The 19,632-nt window shown below is 39.2% G+C and carries 18 protein-coding genes and 1 tRNA gene; 7 read left to right on the top strand and 12 right to left on the bottom strand.

All coding sequences use genetic code 11. The features are described from left to right. Window positions 1–3: 3 nt before the first annotated feature. The 9 genes from ZA06_RS09720 to ZA06_RS09680 all read right to left on the bottom strand — a co-directional run bounded on the left by ZA06_RS09720 (window position 4) and on the right by ZA06_RS09680 (window position 9,916). The gene (locus ZA06_RS09720; RefSeq protein WP_053977277.1) at window positions 4–987 is read right to left on the bottom strand and encodes a Gfo/Idh/MocA family protein; all 984 of its coding nucleotides are present in this window, start codon (window positions 985–987) and stop codon (window positions 4–6) included. Further along, window positions 971–2,668, bottom strand: a complete 1,698-nt coding sequence (locus ZA06_RS09715; RefSeq protein ID WP_053977276.1) for a sodium:solute symporter — start codon at window positions 2,666–2,668, stop codon at window positions 971–973. Before ZA06_RS09715 ends, ZA06_RS09720 begins: the two co-directional genes overlap by 17 nt. A 113-nt stretch (window positions 2,669–2,781) precedes the next feature. Continuing rightward, entirely contained in the window at window positions 2,782–5,304 is a 2,523-nt protein-coding gene (locus tag ZA06_RS09710) for a PIG-L family deacetylase (RefSeq protein ID WP_053977275.1), read from the bottom strand. Window positions 5,305–5,392: 88 nt separating this feature from the next. Further along, window positions 5,393–6,460: a magnesium/cobalt transporter CorA gene (gene corA / locus ZA06_RS09705; RefSeq protein WP_053977274.1), complete on the bottom strand. Its 1,068-nt coding sequence runs from the start codon at window positions 6,458–6,460 to the stop codon at window positions 5,393–5,395. A 34-nt stretch (window positions 6,461–6,494) separates the two neighbouring features. Continuing rightward, complete coding sequence (locus ZA06_RS09700) at window positions 6,495–7,025, bottom strand: mechanosensitive ion channel domain-containing protein (protein WP_053977273.1); 531 nt, start codon at window positions 7,023–7,025, stop codon at window positions 6,495–6,497. A 75-nt stretch (window positions 7,026–7,100) separates the two neighbouring features. Further along, entirely contained in the window at window positions 7,101–7,688 is a 588-nt protein-coding gene (locus ZA06_RS09695) for a Maf-like protein (RefSeq protein ID WP_053977272.1), read from the bottom strand. Further along, entirely contained in the window at window positions 7,688–8,602 is a 915-nt protein-coding gene (locus ZA06_RS09690; RefSeq protein ID WP_082331996.1) for a geranylgeranylglycerol-phosphate geranylgeranyltransferase, read from the bottom strand. The genes ZA06_RS09695 and ZA06_RS09690 overlap by 1 nt, the downstream gene beginning before the upstream one ends. 35 nt (window positions 8,603–8,637) lie before the next feature. After that, window positions 8,638–9,168, bottom strand: coding sequence for a KdsC family phosphatase (locus ZA06_RS09685; RefSeq protein ID WP_053977270.1), 531 nt, complete (start codon window positions 9,166–9,168; stop codon window positions 8,638–8,640). Further along, entirely contained in the window at window positions 9,158–9,916 is a 759-nt protein-coding gene (locus tag ZA06_RS09680) for a Rossmann-like and DUF2520 domain-containing protein (protein ID WP_053977269.1), read from the bottom strand. Before ZA06_RS09680 ends, ZA06_RS09685 begins: the two co-directional genes overlap by 11 nt. Window positions 9,917–9,974: 58 nt before the next feature. On the opposite strand from ZA06_RS09680, the gene ZA06_RS09675 reads away from it, so the two are divergent. Further along, entirely contained in the window at window positions 9,975–10,367 is a 393-nt protein-coding gene (locus ZA06_RS09675; protein ID WP_053977268.1) for a group III truncated hemoglobin, read from the top strand. A 77-nt stretch (window positions 10,368–10,444) separates the two neighbouring features. Continuing rightward, window positions 10,445–13,633, top strand: a complete 3,189-nt coding sequence (ccsA, locus tag ZA06_RS09670) for a cytochrome c biogenesis protein CcsA (protein ID WP_053977267.1) — start codon at window positions 10,445–10,447, stop codon at window positions 13,631–13,633. A 67-nt stretch (window positions 13,634–13,700) separates the two neighbouring features. On the opposite strand, the gene ZA06_RS09665 is transcribed toward ccsA, so the two are convergent. Next, complete coding sequence (locus ZA06_RS09665) at window positions 13,701–14,417, bottom strand: DUF3307 domain-containing protein (RefSeq protein WP_053977266.1); 717 nt, start codon at window positions 14,415–14,417, stop codon at window positions 13,701–13,703. Next, window positions 14,414–15,013, bottom strand: coding sequence for a transcriptional regulator (locus ZA06_RS09660; RefSeq protein ID WP_053977265.1), 600 nt, complete (start codon window positions 15,011–15,013; stop codon window positions 14,414–14,416). Before ZA06_RS09660 ends, ZA06_RS09665 begins: the two co-directional genes overlap by 4 nt. A gap of 167 nt (window positions 15,014–15,180) precedes the next feature. Here ZA06_RS09660 and mscL point away from each other — a divergent pair, with 167 nt between their 5' ends. From mscL to ZA06_RS09635, 5 genes are all read left to right on the top strand, one after another. Then, window positions 15,181–15,630, top strand: a complete 450-nt coding sequence (mscL, locus tag ZA06_RS09655; RefSeq protein ID WP_053977264.1) for a large conductance mechanosensitive channel protein MscL — start codon at window positions 15,181–15,183, stop codon at window positions 15,628–15,630. 42 nt (window positions 15,631–15,672) lie between these two features. Continuing rightward, window positions 15,673–16,275 (top strand): glutathione peroxidase, encoded by a 603-nt coding sequence (locus ZA06_RS09650; protein ID WP_053977263.1) that lies wholly within the window; start codon window positions 15,673–15,675, stop codon window positions 16,273–16,275. A gap of 111 nt (window positions 16,276–16,386) precedes the next feature. Next, entirely contained in the window at window positions 16,387–17,556 is a 1,170-nt protein-coding gene (locus ZA06_RS09645; protein ID WP_053977262.1) for a trans-sulfuration enzyme family protein, read from the top strand. A gap of 82 nt (window positions 17,557–17,638) precedes the next feature. Beyond that, the gene (gene bshB1 / locus ZA06_RS09640) at window positions 17,639–18,355 is read left to right on the top strand and encodes a bacillithiol biosynthesis deacetylase BshB1 (RefSeq protein WP_053977261.1); all 717 of its coding nucleotides are present in this window, start codon (window positions 17,639–17,641) and stop codon (window positions 18,353–18,355) included. Between the two features lie 59 nt (window positions 18,356–18,414). After that, window positions 18,415–18,490, top strand: a tRNA-His gene (locus ZA06_RS09635). 98 nt (window positions 18,491–18,588) lie between these two features. Here the strand turns inward: ZA06_RS09635 and ZA06_RS09630 are convergent. Then, the gene (locus ZA06_RS09630) at window positions 18,589–19,629 is read right to left on the bottom strand and encodes an adenylate/guanylate cyclase domain-containing protein (RefSeq protein WP_053977260.1); all 1,041 of its coding nucleotides are present in this window, start codon (window positions 19,627–19,629) and stop codon (window positions 18,589–18,591) included. Window positions 19,630–19,632: the final 3 nt, after the last annotated feature.

Genomic DNA, 19,632 nt, shown 5'->3' with positions numbered 1-19,632 from the left:
AATCTAGTATTCCAATCCAATTATCGAAGCGACTTTATCCAAAGTACCAATGAGCTGTTTGCTGAACTCATAGGTCATAAGGTCGCTTTCTTTTTTGCCTTGTCTTATCAATTCATTAAAGTGGATTGTTTCAAAATTATAACCAATGGTATTGTAATTGAAATCTAAGGTTTCAGTTTCTCCTTCATTTGGAATTAAGGTAACAGTAGAAGGCGCATGAAATTGACCGTTGATTTTAATGAGGCCTTTTTCACAATGGAATTCCGCAACGGTTGGGGTTGCTTCCAAAAGGGTACTTTTTAAATGGGCTTCTACACCATCCTCATAATGAAACACCATAGAGCAGGAAGAGTCGGCACCATTTTCAAAAAAAGTAGCAGAAGCGTCAATCGATTTTGGTGCCCCTAAAGTAGTCAAGGCCGAAAAGATAGGGTAGATGCCAATGTCCAATAAACTACCTCCACCAAGCGATTTTCTAAACAATCGGGATTCATTGTCAAAATCTCTATGGAATCCAAAATCGGCATTCATTTTTAGCAGTTTGCCATAGGTGTTTTCCTTAAGCATTTTCAAAACATGTTGGTAATGCGGTAGAAAATAGGTCCAAAGGGCTTCCATCAACAAAGTATCGTTGGCCTTTGCCGTAGCAATCATTTCCATGACTTCTTTAGAATTCATTGCAAAAGGCTTTTCGCAAAGCACCGCTTTTTGATGTGTTAGGCACAAGATACTGTGTTCTTTATGGTAGCTATGTGGTGTGGCAATATATACCGCATCCACATTAGGATCCTCAGCGAGTAGTTCGTAGCTATCATAGGCTTTTTGTGCTCCGTAGGTTGCTGCAAAGGCATCAGAGCGTTCTTGGTTGCGAGAAGCAACCGCCACAAGCTCACAATTTTCCACAGTTAGTAAATCTTGAGCAAATTTATTGGCAATTTTACCAAGGCCTATAATACCCCATTTGATGACTTTATCGGACTGATTCATTGATGTTTCGTGTGTTTTGAATGAAAAAAGCAATTAGGATGACTAAAATACAACCAAATAAATTGAGCCACAAGTATGGCATCCATTCATACCACCAGCCTATAATCACGATTCCTTGCGTGATTAGGGCGGCGATAAATACGGCATGGCCTTTAACGTATTTAAAGAAAAATGCCAAAAGGAAAATACCGAGCACATTTCCGTAGAAAATGGAGCCGATGATGTTTACTAATTGGATAAGGTTGTCCGCCAAATAAGCCACACAAGCAATAAGAATGGCTAAAATTCCCCAACCAAGGGTAAACCATTTGGTAGCCTTTAGGTAGTGGGTTTCATCCTTGTCATTGGCGAAATTTCGTTTGTAAATGTCCAAAGCGGTAGTGGAGGCCAAGGCATTGAGTTCTCCTGCGGTGCTTGACATGGCAGCGCTGAGAATAACGGCCAAAAGCAGGCCGATTAGACCACGAGGAAGGTTATTCAAAATGAAATGAATAAACACATAATCCTTGTCATTGGTTTCAATACTGATATCATTGTCTTCGGCGGCTTTTTGGATCAATACTTTAGCGGCATCACGGTTTTCACGGTCCTTTAAATTGAGTTTTTGAAGTTCTTCAGAATAGGTGTCGTTTCCTGTGGCCACATAGTTTTCAAGAACCGATTGTTTGGCATTGAAAATATCAAGTTGGTCTTCTTCCAAGCGTTGGTAATCATTTGCATATGCCGAATTGCTTACTGTATTTTGGGCAGCAGGATTAAAGTTGATAGGAGAGTTGTGAAACTGATAAAAAACAAATACCATTACCCCAACCAAAAGAATGGAGAACTGCATAGGTACTTTTAAAAGTCCGTTAAAGATGAGTCCCATTTGCATTTCTTTAACCGATTTTCCTGAAAGGTAGCGCTGTACTTGACTTTGGTCAGTGCCAAAGTAGGAGAGGGCCAAAACAGAGCCCCCTATCAAGCCACTCCAAAGCGTGTAACGGTTTTCGAAATCAAAATCGAAATTGAGGATATTCATTTTGCCACTGGCACCAGCAATATCCAAGGCTTTTGTAAAGGTGATATTCTCTGGCAGATAGCTGATAATTAAACAAAATGCAATGAACATCCCTAAAAAGATAACGCCCATTTGATGTTTTTGGGTAATGCTTACCGCCTTGGTACCCCCTGAAACCGTGTAAATGATTACCAAAGTTCCTATGATGATGTTAAGGTAGGTAAGGTTCCAATGTAAAATAGCCGAAAGTATGATGGCAGGAGCGTAAATAGTAATTCCGGCCGATAATCCACGTTGGATAAGAAACAGGGAGGAGGTTAGTGTTCTTGTTTTTCTATCAAACCTGTTCTCTAAAAATTCATAAGCTGTGTAAACTTTAAGTTTGTCATACAGTGGAATAAATACCATACAAATGACAATTATGGCAATAGGCACTCCAAAATAAAACTGAACAAAGCCCATACCGTCGTGAAATGCCTGTCCTGGAGTTGATAAAAACGTGATGGCGCTAGCTTGGGTTGCCATTACCGAAAGGCCAACCGTCCACCAAGGTGCCGAATTACCTCCCTTTACAAAGTCCTGTACATTTTTGCTACCTCTTGTTTTCCAAGTTCCGTAACCAACAATGGTCAATAATGTTGTGACCAAAACAGCCCAATCCAACCAATTCAATACCCCCATACTAAAATGCTTTCATGATAAGGTAAAACGCAATAATGTAGATGACGTTGGCCACTATTACCAGTGTGTAGGATTTTAACCAAGGCTGTTTTTGTGGTGAATGTTCTGTCATGTTAGTCGTTCAGAGGGTTATCGGTTTTAATGTCTTCCTTGCCAATAGATAGCATATTGGCAAATAAACGGTAGGCTCCAGGAACTCCCGCCGGAAATTCCCTGAAGAAACTAAGGCCCGTATAGATATAATAGCCTTTGCCATACTTGGCTACCAATAAACTTCCCTTTTTCTTGGAGTCACCTTTATCATGCATTTCAAGGATAGGGGTGAATTCTTTACCCCAACTGTTTGGGAAATAAAGACCGCGTTCCTGGGTCCAACCTTCAAAATCGTGTTCATTGATTTTATTTGGGAAGTTCAGTAGCTCGTGTTTAGGCTCCAAAAAGGCAACTTCGGCCAATTCATCTGTAACGCGATCTCTGGACAATTCCAATTTATATGGCGCCAAATGATCTGTTTTTAGGCGGTGGTTGGTATTGTACTGTACAATCATATTGCCGCCATTGGCAACATAATCAAACAATAATTGTTGTTTGAACTTTAAAGCATCTACAGTGTTGTAGGCTCTTACGCCCACGACAATAGCATCGAAATATCTCAAAGTATCTTCGGAAATATTCTCAGGGTTGATGGTGATGACATTATAACCTATTTGTTGTAAACTTTCAGGAATTACATCGCCAGCACCTTCTATATAGCCAATATTCTGTCCTATTTTTTTAATATCCAATCTCACAATTTTACTTTCACTAGGAAGCAGCACCGTTTGAAAAGGAATATGGTCGTAATCTATTTCAATCAATTCTCTGGTATAGATTTGATCTCCAACATGCACCATAGGCGTAATCAAACCTTCATCTTGATGTTTTGGAGGAATGATGGTGAAGACCACCGTTTGTTCTGCTCCTTTATGTTGAATGTTTACTGTTTGTTTTTCTGGGAAAACCGTCCAGCCTTTTGGATGTGCCAATTGAACCTGGCCTTGTAAATTGTTGATGCCAGATTTCACAATTACTGAAACCTGTTTCTCTTCGTCATTGTCAAAAATGATGACTTTTTCAGCAACCTTGGCAGAAGCCTCGGGAATAATTTCAAACGGTTTGTACACTTCTCCCTTTACAGGATCGTTAGTTTTATAAATCACAGGACGCGTAAAGGAAATAGGGGTTCCTTCGATAGTTAAATTGAAGGTGACGTTGAAGGTTCTTGGTGTTTCAGGTTTTCCTATTAAAGATTTGTCATCCACTTGATACATGCCCAAAGTCCCTTTGCTGGTAAGCCAATATGGGGTAGTGGGCTGTTGTTGACTGTCTATAGTTAGTGACTCTTGGAATTTCTGGTTAACGTTATTCGCTAACTCAACATTTTTATCAGTTTTTGTATTGTTGATGGTGAAGCTTTGAAGTTTTATGTTGGCATTACTGCGATTAATGGCTTCAATATTCAACTGAACAGAACTTCCTGCAGTGGCATGATTGGTGTCTGCAGCAGCTTCAAGATACAAACCTGCACAGGCAGCAATAATTTGTTTGATTTCTTCGGTTTTGATAGTTTTCCAATGGGTGTCTTCCAGGTTTTGGATGAGTTTGTAGGCTTCCTTTAATTGAGGAATCGAGGCCGAAGGATTTTGAAAATTGTAGTGCTCTTCTACGTTTTTCATAATATTGCCAATTGCTTCACCGTCTTTTACACGAGTCCAAGTGGTATTGATGCCTTCAAAAATATTGCTTCCATCGTTGGGCATATCGCCTTTAATCAGTTCAATGTATTCCATTTGAGACCCTCGGGTTCCTGTGTTTCCAAAGCCTTGGGATTTGTGCTGACTACGGCTTAGGGAGGCAATTTCGGTATTGCTCAATCCTTTGGAAGGGTAATAGGTGCCAATATCAAAGGACAACAAATTGCTTTTATTGGCTTTTTCAAACTTTTCTTCACTTCCGTAAAACCACCAAGAGGTGTTAAAAAATAAACGTTTGGGTTGCCACACAGTTGTAGAATTCAATTGCTCTTGATATTTGGAAGAATCGTTTACCAAATCAAAAGCTTCAACGCTCAAGATGGCAGAACTTGTGTGGTGTCCATGCGTGCTGCCTGGGCTGCGATGGTCAAATCTGTTGATGATGACATCGGGTTTGAATTGGCGAATGGCCAAAACCACATCACTCAATACTTCGTCTTTATTCCAAATTTGCAAGGTTTCATCTGGGTGCTTGGAATAGCCAAAATCGTTGGCTCTGGTAAAGCGTTGTTCGCCACCGTCTATTTGCCTTGCAGTAAGCAATTCCTGTGTACGGATAACTCCCAATAATTCCCTTATTTCAGGGCCAATTAAGTTTTGACCGCCATCACCTCTAGTCAAAGAAAGATAGGCTGTGCGTGCTTTGACTTCATTGGACATATAGGAGATGAGACGCGTATTTTCGTCGTCTGGATGCGCTGCTACATATAAAACCGATCCCAAAAAGTTGAGCTTTTTGATGGATTCATAAATTTCGGAGGCATTGGGCTTTTTGGGTTGTTGGGCGTATAGGCCAAGACAGGTGGCCAATGTGAGAAAAATTGCATGTAATTGTTTCTTCATGGTGTGTTTTAATTGCCCCTAAATATAAAAATAAAACCAGCCAAAGGGCTGGTTTTAGAATTTCTTTAACGGTTGAGGGGTCAATGAATCACAACCACTTTTTCCGTTTAAAATAAATCACCATGGCAATAAACACTGCAATCATCACAATCCAAACTGTGTAATAGCCATATTTAAGATGAAGCTCAGGCATGTGGTCGAAATTCATTCCGTAAATCCCGGCAATGAAGGTCAAGGGAATAAAAATGGTAGCGATAATGGTCAAGACTTTCATGACTTCGTTCATACGGTTGCTGATGGTAGTCATGTACATGTCCATTAAACTCCAAATCATTTCCCTGAAAATATCAATATTATCAGAGAGCTGGATGACGTGGTCATAAATATCTCTGTAGAATTGAATGGATTTTTTATCAATAAGGGGGCTTTCGCTTTTTTCGATACGGCTGATGATTTCCCTTAAAGGAAAAATGGCGCGTCTTACTTTTAGTAGTTCCTTTTTCAGCATCAATATTTGAACACTCATGCTGTCCTTCATACTGCCTTCAAACAAGGAGTCTTCAATGTCTTCAATTTTATTGCCCAGCATTTCACTTACCACATAATAATGGTCTACAACAGCATCTACAAGTGCATATAGCAGATAGTCGGCTCCCATGCCTCTAATACGGCCTTTTCCGGAACGGATGCGTTCTCTTACGTTATCAAAAACATCACCTTCGGCTTCCTGAAATGTCAAGACATAACGGTCTCCCATCACAAAACTCACCTGCTCAATGATGACATTTTCGTCGGCATCAAGGTGTAACATTTTAAGGGAAATAAAGATGTATTCGTCGTACTCGTCGATTTTTGGACGCTGCGAAGTATTTACAATATCTTCAAGAATCAAAGGGTGCAGGCCATAATGGTCACCGGCCTTTTCAATGGCTTCAATGTGGTTAAGTCCGTTGATGTTAACCCAAGTTATGGATTCTGTGGTTTTGTAGCCAAAGACATCCTCAATATTTTTAAGTTCCTTTTCGGTGACGCCCTCAAGATTGTAATCGAAAGATTCAATAAAAAGTTGTTGGCTGTTTTTTTCACCAGTATAGATAAGGGTTCCCGGTGCTTTGGCGATGTGCTTTTTATACTTTGAGGTTCGTTTCTTTCCCATACATAAAAGTTGACCTTATAAATATAGGCAATATTTATAAAGCGTCATGACCATCGTCGATGGCATCTTTTTTTATAAGTGTTACTGGTTTTTGAAGAATGAGGTTGTTTGGGTAGGTGATAAGGTCGCCATTGTCCAAACGCAAATGTAACTGAAAGGCTCTAATATCTTCAATAATGGCTTCAATGGGAAAATCCTTATCGTGAATTTGAATTTTATCTCCCACCTTATAAGGGAAAGAGAAAAACATAATCACCCCTGAAGTGATATTACTCAAAATAGACCAAATGGCAAATAGAGCGATACCAATCACGGCAAACACCGAGGAAAATACCAAAGCCATATCCTTGAATTCCACTCCAAAGATAAATGCCCCAAACAGCAAGCTTATCAATACCAATGATACCGTAGTGTAGCGATTGATAAGATGGATTCTAGCCTCATTAATACCACTGTTTCTACCAATTTTGGTAATGCCGGTTTTCAGGGCAGCCCTAATAATCAACAGGATGATAAGGAGAATAAAAACCTTAATTAATTTGTCTTGGTAAGCTTCAAAAAACATAGTGTTAAGCAATGGAATTTCTTAAACAAAGATAGATGAGAAATTGAAATAATTACCTAAAAGAACCGCCTATTTCTATGCTATTAAACTAAGCAGCGTTTTGTAAACAAGATGGGTTGGGAGACCTACTACATTAAAATAGGAACCTTCAATTTTAGTGATGCCAATTTGTCCAATCCACTCCTGGATACCGTAGGCGCCAGCTTTGTCAAAGGGTTGACAGGTATTGATGTAATAACGTATTTCTTCTTCGGAAAGCTCTTTAAAAGTAACCTTTGTAATAGCGTTTACCGTTTTTTGAACAGTAGGAGTAGTAAAGCATACAGAAGTGATGACTTCATGGGTTTGTCCACTCATGGAGCTTAACATCTCAAAAGCTTCTTGTTCATCTTTTGGTTTGCCCAAAGCCTCATCGTTGTGCCAAACAATGGTATCGCTGGTAATGAGGATGGTATTGTCTTTAAGTTCTTCCTTAAAGGGAATGGCTTTCAGTTGGGCCAAATAATCACTGATTTCGTAATGCCTTAAGCGCAGCGGATATTCTTCTTTTACAGGCTTTAGAATGATTTTAAAATCCAATCCAAGATCCTTGAAAAACTGCTGACGTCTGGGAGAACCAGAAGCTAAAACAATATGGTATGGTTTTAATTGGTCGTTCAGCATTAATCAAGAAGGCTGTATTTGTAAATAATCAAGGATAACATTCCCAGTAGCATGACCAATTTAATCATATTGCTGATAAAATGAAACTCCTTTTTGGATTCTGCCATAAAGATCTTGATAACAATATAAAGCATTGGAGCAATGATGGCCGCTAAGAAATACACCACAGCAACCATATTCCCGTACAAATAGTTGATTAAATAATAAATAGCGCCTCCAAGCGGAATAAAAGAAACAGCAAAGGCTATTTTTTTGGCACGCTCACGGCCAATAGCAATAGGCAAGGTGTTCATTCCTGCTTTGTGGTCGCCATCAATATCCTCAATATCTTTAATCATTTCGCGCAGTAAATTCAATATAAATGCAAAAAGGGCATAGTCCCATAAAATGGTAAAAAAGGTCAGTTGGGTTTCTTGGTTGCCAGGAGTAATGGCTGGAATTAATTCAAATAAACCAACAATTATGATACTTAAAGCCACCATGGCCGAAATTACCAAATTGCCAACCAACGGCATGGGTTTTAAATAGGAAGCATACACATACAGTAATCCCGACACAATGATGAAGGTTGCAAAAAAAGCACTCTTGCCTACCAAGTGTGACAGATAGAAACCAATACCAACACCAATCACATTAAAAGCAATAAAAAGGTTGTTGGCTGCTTGTTCCGAAATGGTTTTACCAACAATTACTTGATCTGGTTTGTTGATCAAATCGGTTTCCACATCATAGATGTCATTGATCACATAACCTCCGGCAGCAATACACAAAGTAGCCAATACCAAAAGCGAAAAGCCAAATAGGTTTAAAGTGATGTTGACTCCAAACGGCTCAAAAAAAGCATATTTAATGAGGTATTGCGTCAAGGCAATCATTAGGAGGTTCTTCCAGCGAATCAATTTTAATAGTTCCAAGTTAGTGTTGTTTAGTTAGTTGGGATTTGTTGGTGTTAATCGTATTTAGCGCTAAAATTACTGTTCCATTTACCTTGAACTTTCAAGACTTGCTCAATCACATCGCGAACGGCTCCTTTACCTCCCTTTTTATGGGATACATATTTGGAAATGGCCTTTATTTCCGGTACCGCATCCTGAGGACAACACGGTAAGCCTGCCAAAGACATCACTGGGTAATCTGGGATATCGTCTCCCATATACAACACATTTTCTATGTTGATATTGTTGTTTTCAAGGTATTCGTGGAGCTTTTCAATTTTATCATGAGTTCCCAAATACACATCTTTAATGCCCAATCCGTTCAATCGTACACGAACCCCTTCATTAGACCCTCCAGAAATAATACAAATATGAAAACCGGCATCTATGGCCGTTTTCAATGCGAACCCATCTTTAATATTCATGGTTCTTAGCATTTCGCCAGAAGTAGTTACGGTAATGGTACCATCGGTAAGCACACCGTCAACGTCAAAAATAAAGGTGGTGATGTGTTCTAGGTATTCTTTATAGCTTTTATCTTCCATGGGTTTTCTTTATTGAACTGGTAAGCAGTTTGTAGATGGCTTCGTGCTGCGGATTCTCCAGTAATTTTAAATGTTTTTGAATTGTTTTTTTGTCGTTGCGCTTGGCAGGACCTGTTTGTGCCATATATGGGGACATGTCCTGAACCTTTTTGGCTGTTTCCGTAATAAGCGGCTTTAGGATTTCAAATTCCACACCTTGGCTTTCGGTAATTTCATGGGCAACACGATACAGTTGATTGGTGAAATTGTTCACAAAAACAGCCGCTAAATGCAAAGCTCTTCGTTGATCGCTATTCACTTTATAGACGTTGGAGCCTATAGCTTCGCCTAGTTCTTGTAAAAGGGGAAGGTTTTCTCTCTCCAAAACTTCAATACAAATGGGCACATCGGCAAAATCTACATCGGCACCTTTAGTAAAGGTCTGTAAAGGGTAAAAGACGCCTCTTTGATGTTTTTTGTCCAAATCGTGGATGCCAACACTTCCAGAGGTATGCACGACCAATCTACCTTCAAAAGGTAAGTTGGAAGACAATTTTGCCACCGCATCGTCACTTACAGCAATAATGTACACATCACTTTTTGTAAGCTGTGATAGGTCATCGGTAATGGAAACTTCATTTCTGTAGGTTTCCAAAGGCGCCAAATGTCTGTTGTACCATTGGTTTACAGATACTGATTTTGCCTTTTTAAAAGCCTTGAATAAATGTGTGGCCACATTGCCGGCACCGAGTATGCTAACTGAAATCATGCTGCTAAATTAAGTAAGTCTAGCATGATATGAAAGGGATATGATTTATCTTTGTTGGATGTCCAAAAAAGATATTCAAAACAGAGCCGATATTCATTTATTGGTCACCACGTTTTACAAAAAAGTGAGAACAGATGAGGTTTTAGGGCCTTTTTTCAACCCAATAATAAAAGATTGGGAGGCTCATTTTGAACACTTGACTACTTTTTGGGAGTCGAGTTTGTTTCTAAAGACCAAATATTATGGCAATCCGTTGGAGGTTCATGTAAAAGTTGACCGAGAAACGAACCATAGTATTACCGAATTGCATTTTGGCCTATGGCTCAATTTGTGGGTGCAAACCATAGACGAACTGTTTCAAGGCGATTATGCCGAAAACGCCAAGCACAGAGCCCGAAAAATGGGCACCTTTCTCTACCTGAATATTTTTCAAGCTAGACAAGCGCCTTAAAAGTTTCAGGTATTTTAACATAAGTAAGTAAAGTAAATACCTTAAATTTGCGCGAGCTAAAATAAGAGTCTCATATTATGCAAAATAAACTTGCCAAAATTCTATTTTCAACACGACTTACCGCTATTTTATTTATTGTTTTTGCCGCAGCCATGATTACGGGGACCTTTATGGACCGGAACATGGGGACTTCGCCAACACCGTATTCTAGACAGTTGATCTATAATGCGTGGTGGTTTGAGGCCATTATGGGGGTGTTCGTGATTAACTTTATCGGGAACATTTTTAGATACAGACTTCTTTCAAAGGAAAAATGGGATACTCTGTTGTTGCATTTGGCCTTTATCTTTATTCTTTTAGGAGCTTTTGTAACGCGTTATATTGGTTATGAAGGGATGATGCCTATTAGGGAAGGTGCTACCGAAGATACATTTCTATCTCAAAAAACATATGTCACGGCCTATATTGATGGGGATATGGTTGTTGATGGGCAGGCACAGCGCAGGGTTATTCAAAAGGAAGTGGATTTTTCACCACGTTTAACCAATAGTTTTAGTGTAGACACCGATTATGATGGACAACCTGTATCCATAGAACTTGAGAAATTTGTTGCTGGAGCTGAACAAGATATTATACCGGATGAATCTGGTGAAGACTATTTAAAGGTGGTTGAATCTGGAGGAGGTGCGCCACACAATCATTTCTTGAAGAGTGGGGAAGTACAAAGCATCCATAATACATTGTTTTCACTTAATAAGTTTGTGGATGGTGCCGTGAACATCACTTATAATAATGGAGAGCTTTTAATTCAATCGCCATTTGAAGGGGAGTATTTAACCATGGCCACTGGTGCCCAAGGAACATTGGTTAAGGATAGCATTCAACCTCTGGCTTTGCGTTCGCGTTACATTATTGGGAACATGCAAATGGTGTTTCCAAAGCCGGTAATTAAGGGCGTATTCGATATTGTTGAAAAACCTCAAATGCTGAAAGGAGATGCCGATGGTTTGGTGCTAAAGGTTACGGCAAACGGTGAAACCGAACGTGTGAGAGTTTTGGGAGGAAAAGGAAGCGACAATTCTTTTGAACAAATAAAAGTAGGCGGTTTGGACGTAGCTGTAAAATACGGTTCCAAAAGAATCAAACTGCCATTCAGTATCAAATTGAACGATTTTATTGCAGAACGTTATCCGGGTACTGAAAACAATTATTCATCTTATGCTAGCGAAATTACCGTTTTGGATAAGGAAAATGGCGATTTCAATTACCGTGTTTTTATGAACAATATTTTGGATCACGAAGGATATCGTTTCTTCCAAGCTAGTTTTGATCCAGATGAAAAAGGAACCGTGTTATCTGTAAACCATGATTTCTGGGGAACTTGGATTACCTATATTGGATACTTTTTATTGTACTTCGGCTTATTGGCCATCTTGTTTACAAAAGGCACCCGTTTTGCGGATTTAAGAAGAATGTTGGATAAGGTGAAAACCAAAAAAGCAGCATTAACCATTGCGATTTTGTTATTTGGTTTACAAGGATTTTCACAAGAACATTCTGAAGGCGATGGGCATGACCATGAACGTCCAACCAAAGCGCAGATAGATTCTGTATTGCGTGCCAACATCACGCCTAAGGAAGAAGCTGCGAAGTTTGGAAGAATGGTCATTCAGGATTACAGCGGGCGTATGATGCCTATGAATACCTATGCTTCGGAAATGTTGCGTAAGTTGAGTAAGCATGATACTTATGAAGAGTTCGACGCTAACCAAGTGCTGTTGTCTATTCAGGAGAGTCCAATGCTGTGGTACAATGTGCCTGTTATCTATTTAAAGCCTAGAAAGGCGGATTCCATCAGAAGTATTATTGGGGTGCCAAAGGACCAAAAATATGCGGCCTTGGTGGACTTCTTCAATGAAGTTGGAAGCTTTAAGCTGCAGCCGTATTTGGATAAAATGACCAATGTAAATGAGTTGAATGCCTATGAAAAGGAGTTTAAGGAAGCCGAGCAACGTGTGTATTTGTTGTACAATGCCATAGAAGGGCGTTCCATGAAGATATTCCCGGTGCCTAACGATCCTAATAATAAATGGATTTCCTCTTTGGAATTCAGGGAAGAAGGCTACCGACAAAAAATTGAAGATTCCTTATATGGAAACTTTATCAACGTAGGGTTCAGTGCCTATTTAATGAATCTGCATCAGGCTAAACAAACAGGTGACTTTTCTAAAGCCGATGAAATGTTAGGAGCATTCAAGAAAACACAGCACCGTTTAGGGGAAAATGTAATGTTGTCTGAAAAGAAAATTGATGCCGAAATTACCTATAACAAGTACGACATCTTTAAGAAATTGTTTAGCTGGTACATGTATGCAGGGACGTTTCTGTTTATTGTAATCATTGTTCAAATTTTTAATGAAAAGAACAAAGCTTTGTCTGTATTGGCAAATGTGTTCAAAGTGTCAATCATCGCAATTTTTGTACTGCATACCTTAGGGTTGGTAGTACGTTGGTATATTTCTGGCCATGCGCCTTGGAGTGATGCTTACGAATCCATGATTTATGTGGCATGGGCAACCATGTTGTTTGGATTGATTTTCGGTAGAAAAAGTGATTTGACCTTTGCGGCTACAGCCTTTGTGACCTCCATGATTTTAATGGTAGCCCATTGGAACTGGATGGATCCGGCCATTGCCAACCTGCAACCTGTTTTGAATTCTTATTGGTTGATGATTCACGTAGCAGTAATCGTGGCGAGTTATGGTCCGTTTACCCTTGGAATGATATTGGGAGTGGTGTCTCTTTTATTGATGATTTTCACCACGGAAAAGAATAAATCCAAAATGTCTTTAAATATTCAAGAGCTGACCATCATTAATGAAATGGCTTTAACGGTAGGACTAGTGATGCTTACCATAGGGAACTTCCTTGGAGGTATGTGGGCCAATGAAAGTTGGGGACGTTATTGGGGGTGGGATCCAAAAGAAACTTGGGCCTTGATCAGTATCATGATTTATGGATTTGTCATCCATATGCGTTTAGTACCAGGGTTACGTGGTAGATATGGATTTAACCTAGCCTCCATCATTGCCTTTTCAAGTATTTTGTTTACCTATTTTGGTGTGAATTTCTACCTGTCAGGGTTGCATTCCTACCAATCGGGACAGCAAATTGCCAGTTTGAACATTATTGCTATCGCAGTTGGGATTGTAGCGCTTTTGGGTGCTTTGGCTTATAGAAAATATGCAAAGTATTATAAGAAATAAGATTCCTGGATTTATAAATAAAAGGCGCCAACTTAGTTGGCGCCTTTTATTTTTACAAAGAGTATGCTTACAACAATGTTAGAGCAAATTTATAGGCCATGCTGAACATAAAGGCTAGACCAAAGCTTAAGAGGGTGCCTATTAAGATATATTCAGTCAATTTTCGGTCTTTGGCTTTGGAAAGGTCTCCAAATCGGAATACGGACTTGGCAGCAATTAAAAAGCCAATGCCGGCCCAATAACCCATTAATATAAAGGCAAACACAAACAGACGCTCCAATATGCCAATATAGGCACCGGCATTTTCCAAGGATTCGTCTATGGTGTCTTCTTCCAGTTGCCATTTGGCGATCACCGTTTTCATGATAACGGAAGAGACAGAGGTTATTCCCAATAAGCAGGAAATAAAGAGAAGTACTTTACTATTGAATAAGTCACTAAGGTCAAACGGAACAGGGGCGTAGGCGTAGGCTACCACTGTAATTACTGCAATGTGTGCCAATTGGTCCAAAACAAATAGGAGGCGGTTGTTCTTTTCATTTCTGAATTGCAGTTTTAACAAATCGATGAGGTAATGGGATATGGTAATACTTAAAATACCTATCCAGTAAGAGCTATTGGCTTTCAATAATAGGATGAGCAGTGCAAAGTGAATGGCAATATGCCAATAAAGGTATTTAGATTTGTAGGTTTTGGCTTCTTTGTCGGTCACCCATTTGGCAGGTTGCAATACAAAATCCCCAAGAATATGGGCAAGCATTAATTTGATAAATAAGTGAATCATAGTTGTGTGATTTGGGACTTGTAGTAATTTATGAGTTTTGTGATTTCGTCATGTCCTGCTCGTTTTAACCCTTGGCTGATATTGCCTTGCGTGGTACTAAAAATCTCGGCCAGTTCTATTTGGTTCATGTTAGGGTGTTCTAATGCGGCCCTTAACAATCTGGCAGAAGTTGGCGTCCAATTGTTCATGGTTAACAATGCTAAGTCAAACATGATATTCAAGGTGTGGTCCAACTCAGGAAATGTCGATTGGATAGCCAAGGTGTTTTTCTTTAATTGCTCAAAACACTTTCCGGAATTGATAAAGGCGGTACCATTGGATTCGGTGATTTTATTAGCAGTATAGTTCTTTTCACCAATACCAATAGCCATCCTGGCATCCATTTTTTTAAATTGTTTTAAGGAAGCTTTAATTAAAATGGCGGCTTCAAGTGCTTTTTCAGGGGGAACTTCCAGTTGAAAGCTATCTCCTCTGTAAACTTCCCATTGTTGTGGTGTTGTGCCGTATAGGTTCAACACTTCTTTGAGTGAAGGCATCCACTCGTTGGGCTCTAAGCTTCTTGAATTGATAATATCGCCGGTGATGATACTGGTCATGATTGTTGTTTTGGATATTGGTATATCACTTTAAAAGCTAATATACGAAGATATCATCTTAAAAACTAATAATATTCAATATAATGTTTGTAGCAAATATTCTTATACATTTATATTGTGCAATATGAGCAAGGAAAAGTATATTCTTCAACTAAAAAATGTAGCAAATGAAATTAATAAAAGAATTTAAGGAATTTGCCGTAAAGGGAAATATGATCGATATGGCTGTAGGTATTATCATAGGGGCCTCCTTCAACAAAGTCGTGGATGTTTTGGTTAAAAAGGTGTTCATGCCTCCATTGTCTCTGCTTTCACATGGTATCAATTTTGAAGACAAACGATTGGTGTTACGGGACGCCATAATTGATGCTTCAGGCAAGATAGTTTCTGAAGAAGTAGCCATAGGTTATGGGGCCTTCTTGGAAACACTGTTGGATTTTTTAATTGTTGGATTTACTGTGTTTATTGTGGTGAAATTTATGAACCGTCTCCGCAACCGCGCTCAAAACACCGCCGATAAAACTGTGGCAACTCCTAAGGATATAGAGTTGTTGTCTCAGTTAAATACGCTCATGGAAGAGCAGAACAGCCTTTTAAAATCACGATTGAAAGATTGACGACAAATAAGGGTTTTAAGTAAAAATAACTACTTTTAAATCATGAGAAAACTAATAGTATTGGTGTTGGCAGTTATGTTTATGAACTGCAAGCATACCGCAGAGCAACAGGAAGTTGTAACTGCTTCAGTAGAAGAAAACCAAGTTGAAACTCCTATGGAAAAAGAACAGATTTACCAGTTTAAGGTTGAAGATTTATATGGCAAGCCATTTGATTTTGCCTTTTTAAAAGGGAAGAAGATCATGATTGTCAATACGGCTAGTGAGTGTGGTTTGACGCCTCAATATGCCCAATTACAGGAGTTGTATAATGAATTCAGGGATAAAAATTTCATCATTGTAGGTTTTCCTGCTAATAACTTTGGAGGTCAAGAACCAGGAAGTAACAATCAGATTGCTACCTTTTGTAAAGAGAATTATGGGGTGACGTTTCCTATGATGGGGAAAATTTCGGTGAAGGGAGATGACATGCATGAGGTGTACCAATTTTTGACCCAAAAATCCAGAAATGGCTTGGAAGATTCGGAAGTGCAATGGAATTTTCAAAAGTATCTTTTGGATGAACAAGGTTATTTGGTAAAGGTGGTTTCTCCTCAAACTTTGCCCGTAGATGAATCCATTATCAATTGGATTCAGGGACAGTAGGGTAACATAAAATTAATGAAAACTTAAACACTTTAGCCCTTAAAAATCAAGAGCTAAAGTGTTGGTTGTGTGTTTTGTTTTGTAATTTTAGATTCTAAAATTCAGAATAATATGTCACACGATAATTTAGGACTCAACACAACTTGTGTTCATATAGGAGAAGTCAAGGACGAGCAATTTAAAAGTGCCATTTCACCTATTTATGTATCTACATCCTATGCGTTTCAAGATGTAGATCAAAAGCGTTATCCGCGTAGTTTTAACACGCCTAATCAGGAGGCATTGTCCAAAAAGTTGGCAGCTTTAGAGCATACCGATAGGGCCCTGATTTTTGGTTCTGGGATGGCTGCGGTAAGTAGTATGTTGTTTGCTCTGTTGGAAGCAGGGGACCATTTGGTGGTTCAAAACACTATTTATGGAGGCACCAGTAATTTTATTAGGGAAGAATTCCCAAAACGTGGCATTGAGTATACTTTCACCGAAGGTTATGAAGTAGCCGATTTTGAAAAGGCTATACAATCCAATACCAAAGTTATTTATATAGAAACACCTTCCAATCCCTTATTGACCATTACCGATGTAAGAGGCGTGGCCCAATTGGGAAAATCCAAAGGCATCATCACAGCCATTGATAACACCTTTGCAAGTCCCGTAAACCAAAACCCCATAGATTTTGGAATTGATTTGGTGATGCATTCGGCAACCAAATATTTGGGAGGCCATAGTGATATTCTGGCAGGAGTTGTTGTAGGCCCTAATGATCTTATGGAAAAAGTATGGAGAGTGGGTAGAAATTTTGGAGGAAACCTTAGCGATTTTACTGTATGGATGTTGGAGCGCAGTATTAAAACCTTGGGATTGCGTGTAAAGGCACAAAATAGAAATGCCAAAAAGATTGCCAAGTTTTTGGAAGCTCATGAGGATGTGAAACAGGTTTACTATCCAGGCTTGAAAAGCCATCCGCAATATGCCTTGGCAAAATCCCAAATGAAAGGTTTTGGGGGGATGCTTTCTTTTGAATTGGCAGATGGTTTGGATGCTTTGGAATTCCAGCAAGCCTTGCAACTTATCAAGCCTTCGTTAAGCCTAGCAGGGGTGGAGACTACAACGCTTTCTCCTCATTTAACGTCACATTCCCTTATGACTGCTGAAGAGCGTGCGGCTATTGGCATTAGTGATAACCTTATCAGATTTTCAACGGGTATTGAATGTAAAGAGGATTTGATCAAGGATTTGAAACAAGCATTGGCCAAAGTAAAAGGAGAAAACGTGATGGCATAATATTTTTGAGGGGTAAAGCGACAAGGATTGGGTTTTATAAAACAGAAACAATTCGTAATTTGTCCTCTTAAAACAAAGCTTCATGAAACTAGATATACTTGCTATTGGGGCGCATCCCGATGATGTGGAATTGGGATGCGGTGCCACTATAGCCAAAGAAATAGCCAATGGGAAATTGGTGGGAATTATTGATTTGACCCGAGGCGAATTGGGGACTCGAGGCACAGCCGAAACTCGAAAGGAGGAAGCTCGCGTTTCTGCCGAGATTTTAAGGGTGTCCCTACGCGAAAATCTTGGCTTTGCCGATGGCTTTTTTGTAAATGATAAAGAGCATCAACTAAAGCTTATTGAAGCCATTAGGAAATATCAGCCAGAAGTGGTGCTTTGCAATGCTATTGACGATCGGCATATAGACCACGGAAAAGGGAGTAAATTGGTAAGCGATGCCTGTTTTTTAAGTGGCTTGATGAAAATTGAAACCGAGGCCTTTGGAGAAAAGCAGGAACCATGGCGTCCTAAGTTTGTCTACCATTATATTCAGTGGAAAAACATTGAACCTGATTTAATTGTGGATGTTACCGGTTATATTGATGTTAAAATAGATGCGGTAATGGCTTATAAAACACAGTTTTATGACCCCAAGGGCAAAGGGCCACAAACACCTATTTCCAGTAAGAACTTTACCGATAGTATTGAATACCGTGCTAGGGATCTAGGTCGTTTGATTGGTACAGAACATGGGGAAGGTTTTACTGTAGAGCGTTGTATAGCAGTAGATAGCATTTTTGATGTAAAATAAATTGAAAAAAAGTTTTGCAGTAATGATGAAATCGTTTACATTTGCAAACCAATTAAAACGGTGGTTGTAGCTCAGTTGGTTAGAGCGCCTGATTGTGGTTCAGGAGGTCGTCGGTTCGAGACCGATCTTCCACCCAAAATTACCAAGCCTTTCTTTTTTAAGAAAGGCTTTTTTTGTGTTTTGAAGTTTGTTAGTGTTTTTTTAGATTTTGAAATTTTAGAAGAATAATAACTTTACTCAATGACTTGGTAGATGGTTACAGGTTCACTTTTATTTTTCAGGGAAATGCTTCCTATTTTTTCACAGATAAAGGACTCTTTTACTTTTTCGTAGCAATCTTCGCTAATGATGATTTGATTTTCCTTGGCGATATCTTGTAATCGGGAGGCAGTGTTTACGGCATCTCCAATAACGGTATAGTCCAAACGTTTTAAACTGGCTGATCCAATATTCCCTGAAATCACTTCCCCGCTTTTAATCCCTATGGATACTTTAGGGGTAAACGCCAAATCATTGCTCATTTGTGGTAGACTGTTGATTTTATTTCTTACCGCCAAGGCGGCATCTATAGCGCGATCTAAGTGATATTCCCCTCTAAACACAGCCATAATAGCATCCCCAATAAATTTATCGATATAGCCATTTTGTGCCATGATTTCCTTTACCATTTCATCAAAATAGGCGTTTATTAGTGACACTACCGTGTTGGCTTTTGCATTTTCACTGATGGCTGTAAAGCCACAGATATCAATAAAAATGGTAGTAGCTTCAATGGTTTCGTTATCCATGATGGTGACTTCAAATTCACGGCTGTTCATAAAGTTGAGGACACTTTCATCTACGTACATTTTCAAGATGTTGTTTTCTTTGACAGCTTGTATGGTTTGCTTGATATAGCGTGCATGATCAAGGGTTTTTTCCATGGTAAGGGTGAGGTCTTCAAAATTGATGGGTTTGGTGACAAAGTCAAAAGCACCGCGGTTCATGGCTGTACGGATGTTTTCCATATCTCCATAAGCCGAAACGATTACAGCTTTAAGAAGAGGTTTTTGTTCGCTTAATTTTGAAAGTAGGGTAAGGCCATCCATTTCAGGCATGTTGATGTCGCTGAGCACAATGTCCAAATCGGGTAAACCGCCAATTTTTTCAAGGGCATCATTGCCGTTTTGGGCAAAGTAAAATTCATATTCCTTTTGCCTAATTTGCTTTCTGAATTTTTGCTTTATCAGAACCTCTAAATCCGGTTCGTCATCTACTACCAATATTTTTGACATAAC

The sequence above is a fragment of the Mangrovimonas xylaniphaga genome (assembly GCF_001280435.1).
In the GTDB taxonomy this organism is placed as follows: Bacteria; Bacteroidota; Bacteroidia; order Flavobacteriales; family Flavobacteriaceae; genus Mangrovimonas_A; species Mangrovimonas_A xylaniphaga.
The sequence above is the reverse complement of the archived record's forward strand: the minus strand, read 5'-3'. Positions and strand labels throughout refer to the sequence as shown.

Coding starts and splice junctions, on each gene's coding strand:
- ZA06_RS09720 (WP_053977277.1), bottom strand. CDS start 987: ATGAATCAGTCCGATAAAGTCATCAAATGGGGTATTATAGGCCTTGGT.
- ZA06_RS09715 (WP_053977276.1), bottom strand. CDS start 2,668: ATGGGGGTATTGAATTGGTTGGATTGGGCTGTTTTGGTCACAACATTA.
- ZA06_RS09710 (WP_053977275.1), bottom strand. CDS start 5,304: ATGAAGAAACAATTACATGCAATTTTTCTCACATTGGCCACCTGTCTT.
- corA (WP_053977274.1), bottom strand. CDS start 6,460: ATGGGAAAGAAACGAACCTCAAAGTATAAAAAGCACATCGCCAAAGCA.
- ZA06_RS09700 (WP_053977273.1), bottom strand. CDS start 7,025: ATGTTTTTTGAAGCTTACCAAGACAAATTAATTAAGGTTTTTATTCTC.
- ZA06_RS09695 (WP_053977272.1), bottom strand. CDS start 7,688: ATGCTGAACGACCAATTAAAACCATACCATATTGTTTTAGCTTCTGGT.
- ZA06_RS09685 (WP_053977270.1), bottom strand. CDS start 9,168: ATGGAAGATAAAAGCTATAAAGAATACCTAGAACACATCACCACCTTT.
- ZA06_RS09680 (WP_053977269.1), bottom strand. CDS start 9,916: ATGATTTCAGTTAGCATACTCGGTGCCGGCAATGTGGCCACACATTTA.
- ZA06_RS09675 (WP_053977268.1), top strand. CDS start 9,975: ATGTCCAAAAAAGATATTCAAAACAGAGCCGATATTCATTTATTGGTC.
- ccsA (WP_053977267.1), top strand. CDS start 10,445: ATGCAAAATAAACTTGCCAAAATTCTATTTTCAACACGACTTACCGCT.
- ZA06_RS09665 (WP_053977266.1), bottom strand. CDS start 14,417: ATGATTCACTTATTTATCAAATTAATGCTTGCCCATATTCTTGGGGAT.
- ZA06_RS09660 (WP_053977265.1), bottom strand. CDS start 15,013: ATGACCAGTATCATCACCGGCGATATTATCAATTCAAGAAGCTTAGAG.
- mscL (WP_053977264.1), top strand. CDS start 15,181: ATGAAATTAATAAAAGAATTTAAGGAATTTGCCGTAAAGGGAAATATG.
- ZA06_RS09650 (WP_053977263.1), top strand. CDS start 15,673: ATGAGAAAACTAATAGTATTGGTGTTGGCAGTTATGTTTATGAACTGC.
- ZA06_RS09645 (WP_053977262.1), top strand. CDS start 16,387: ATGTCACACGATAATTTAGGACTCAACACAACTTGTGTTCATATAGGA.
- bshB1 (WP_053977261.1), top strand. CDS start 17,639: ATGAAACTAGATATACTTGCTATTGGGGCGCATCCCGATGATGTGGAA.
- ZA06_RS09630 (WP_053977260.1), bottom strand. CDS start 19,629: ATGTCAAAAATATTGGTAGTAGATGACGAACCGGATTTAGAGGTTCTG.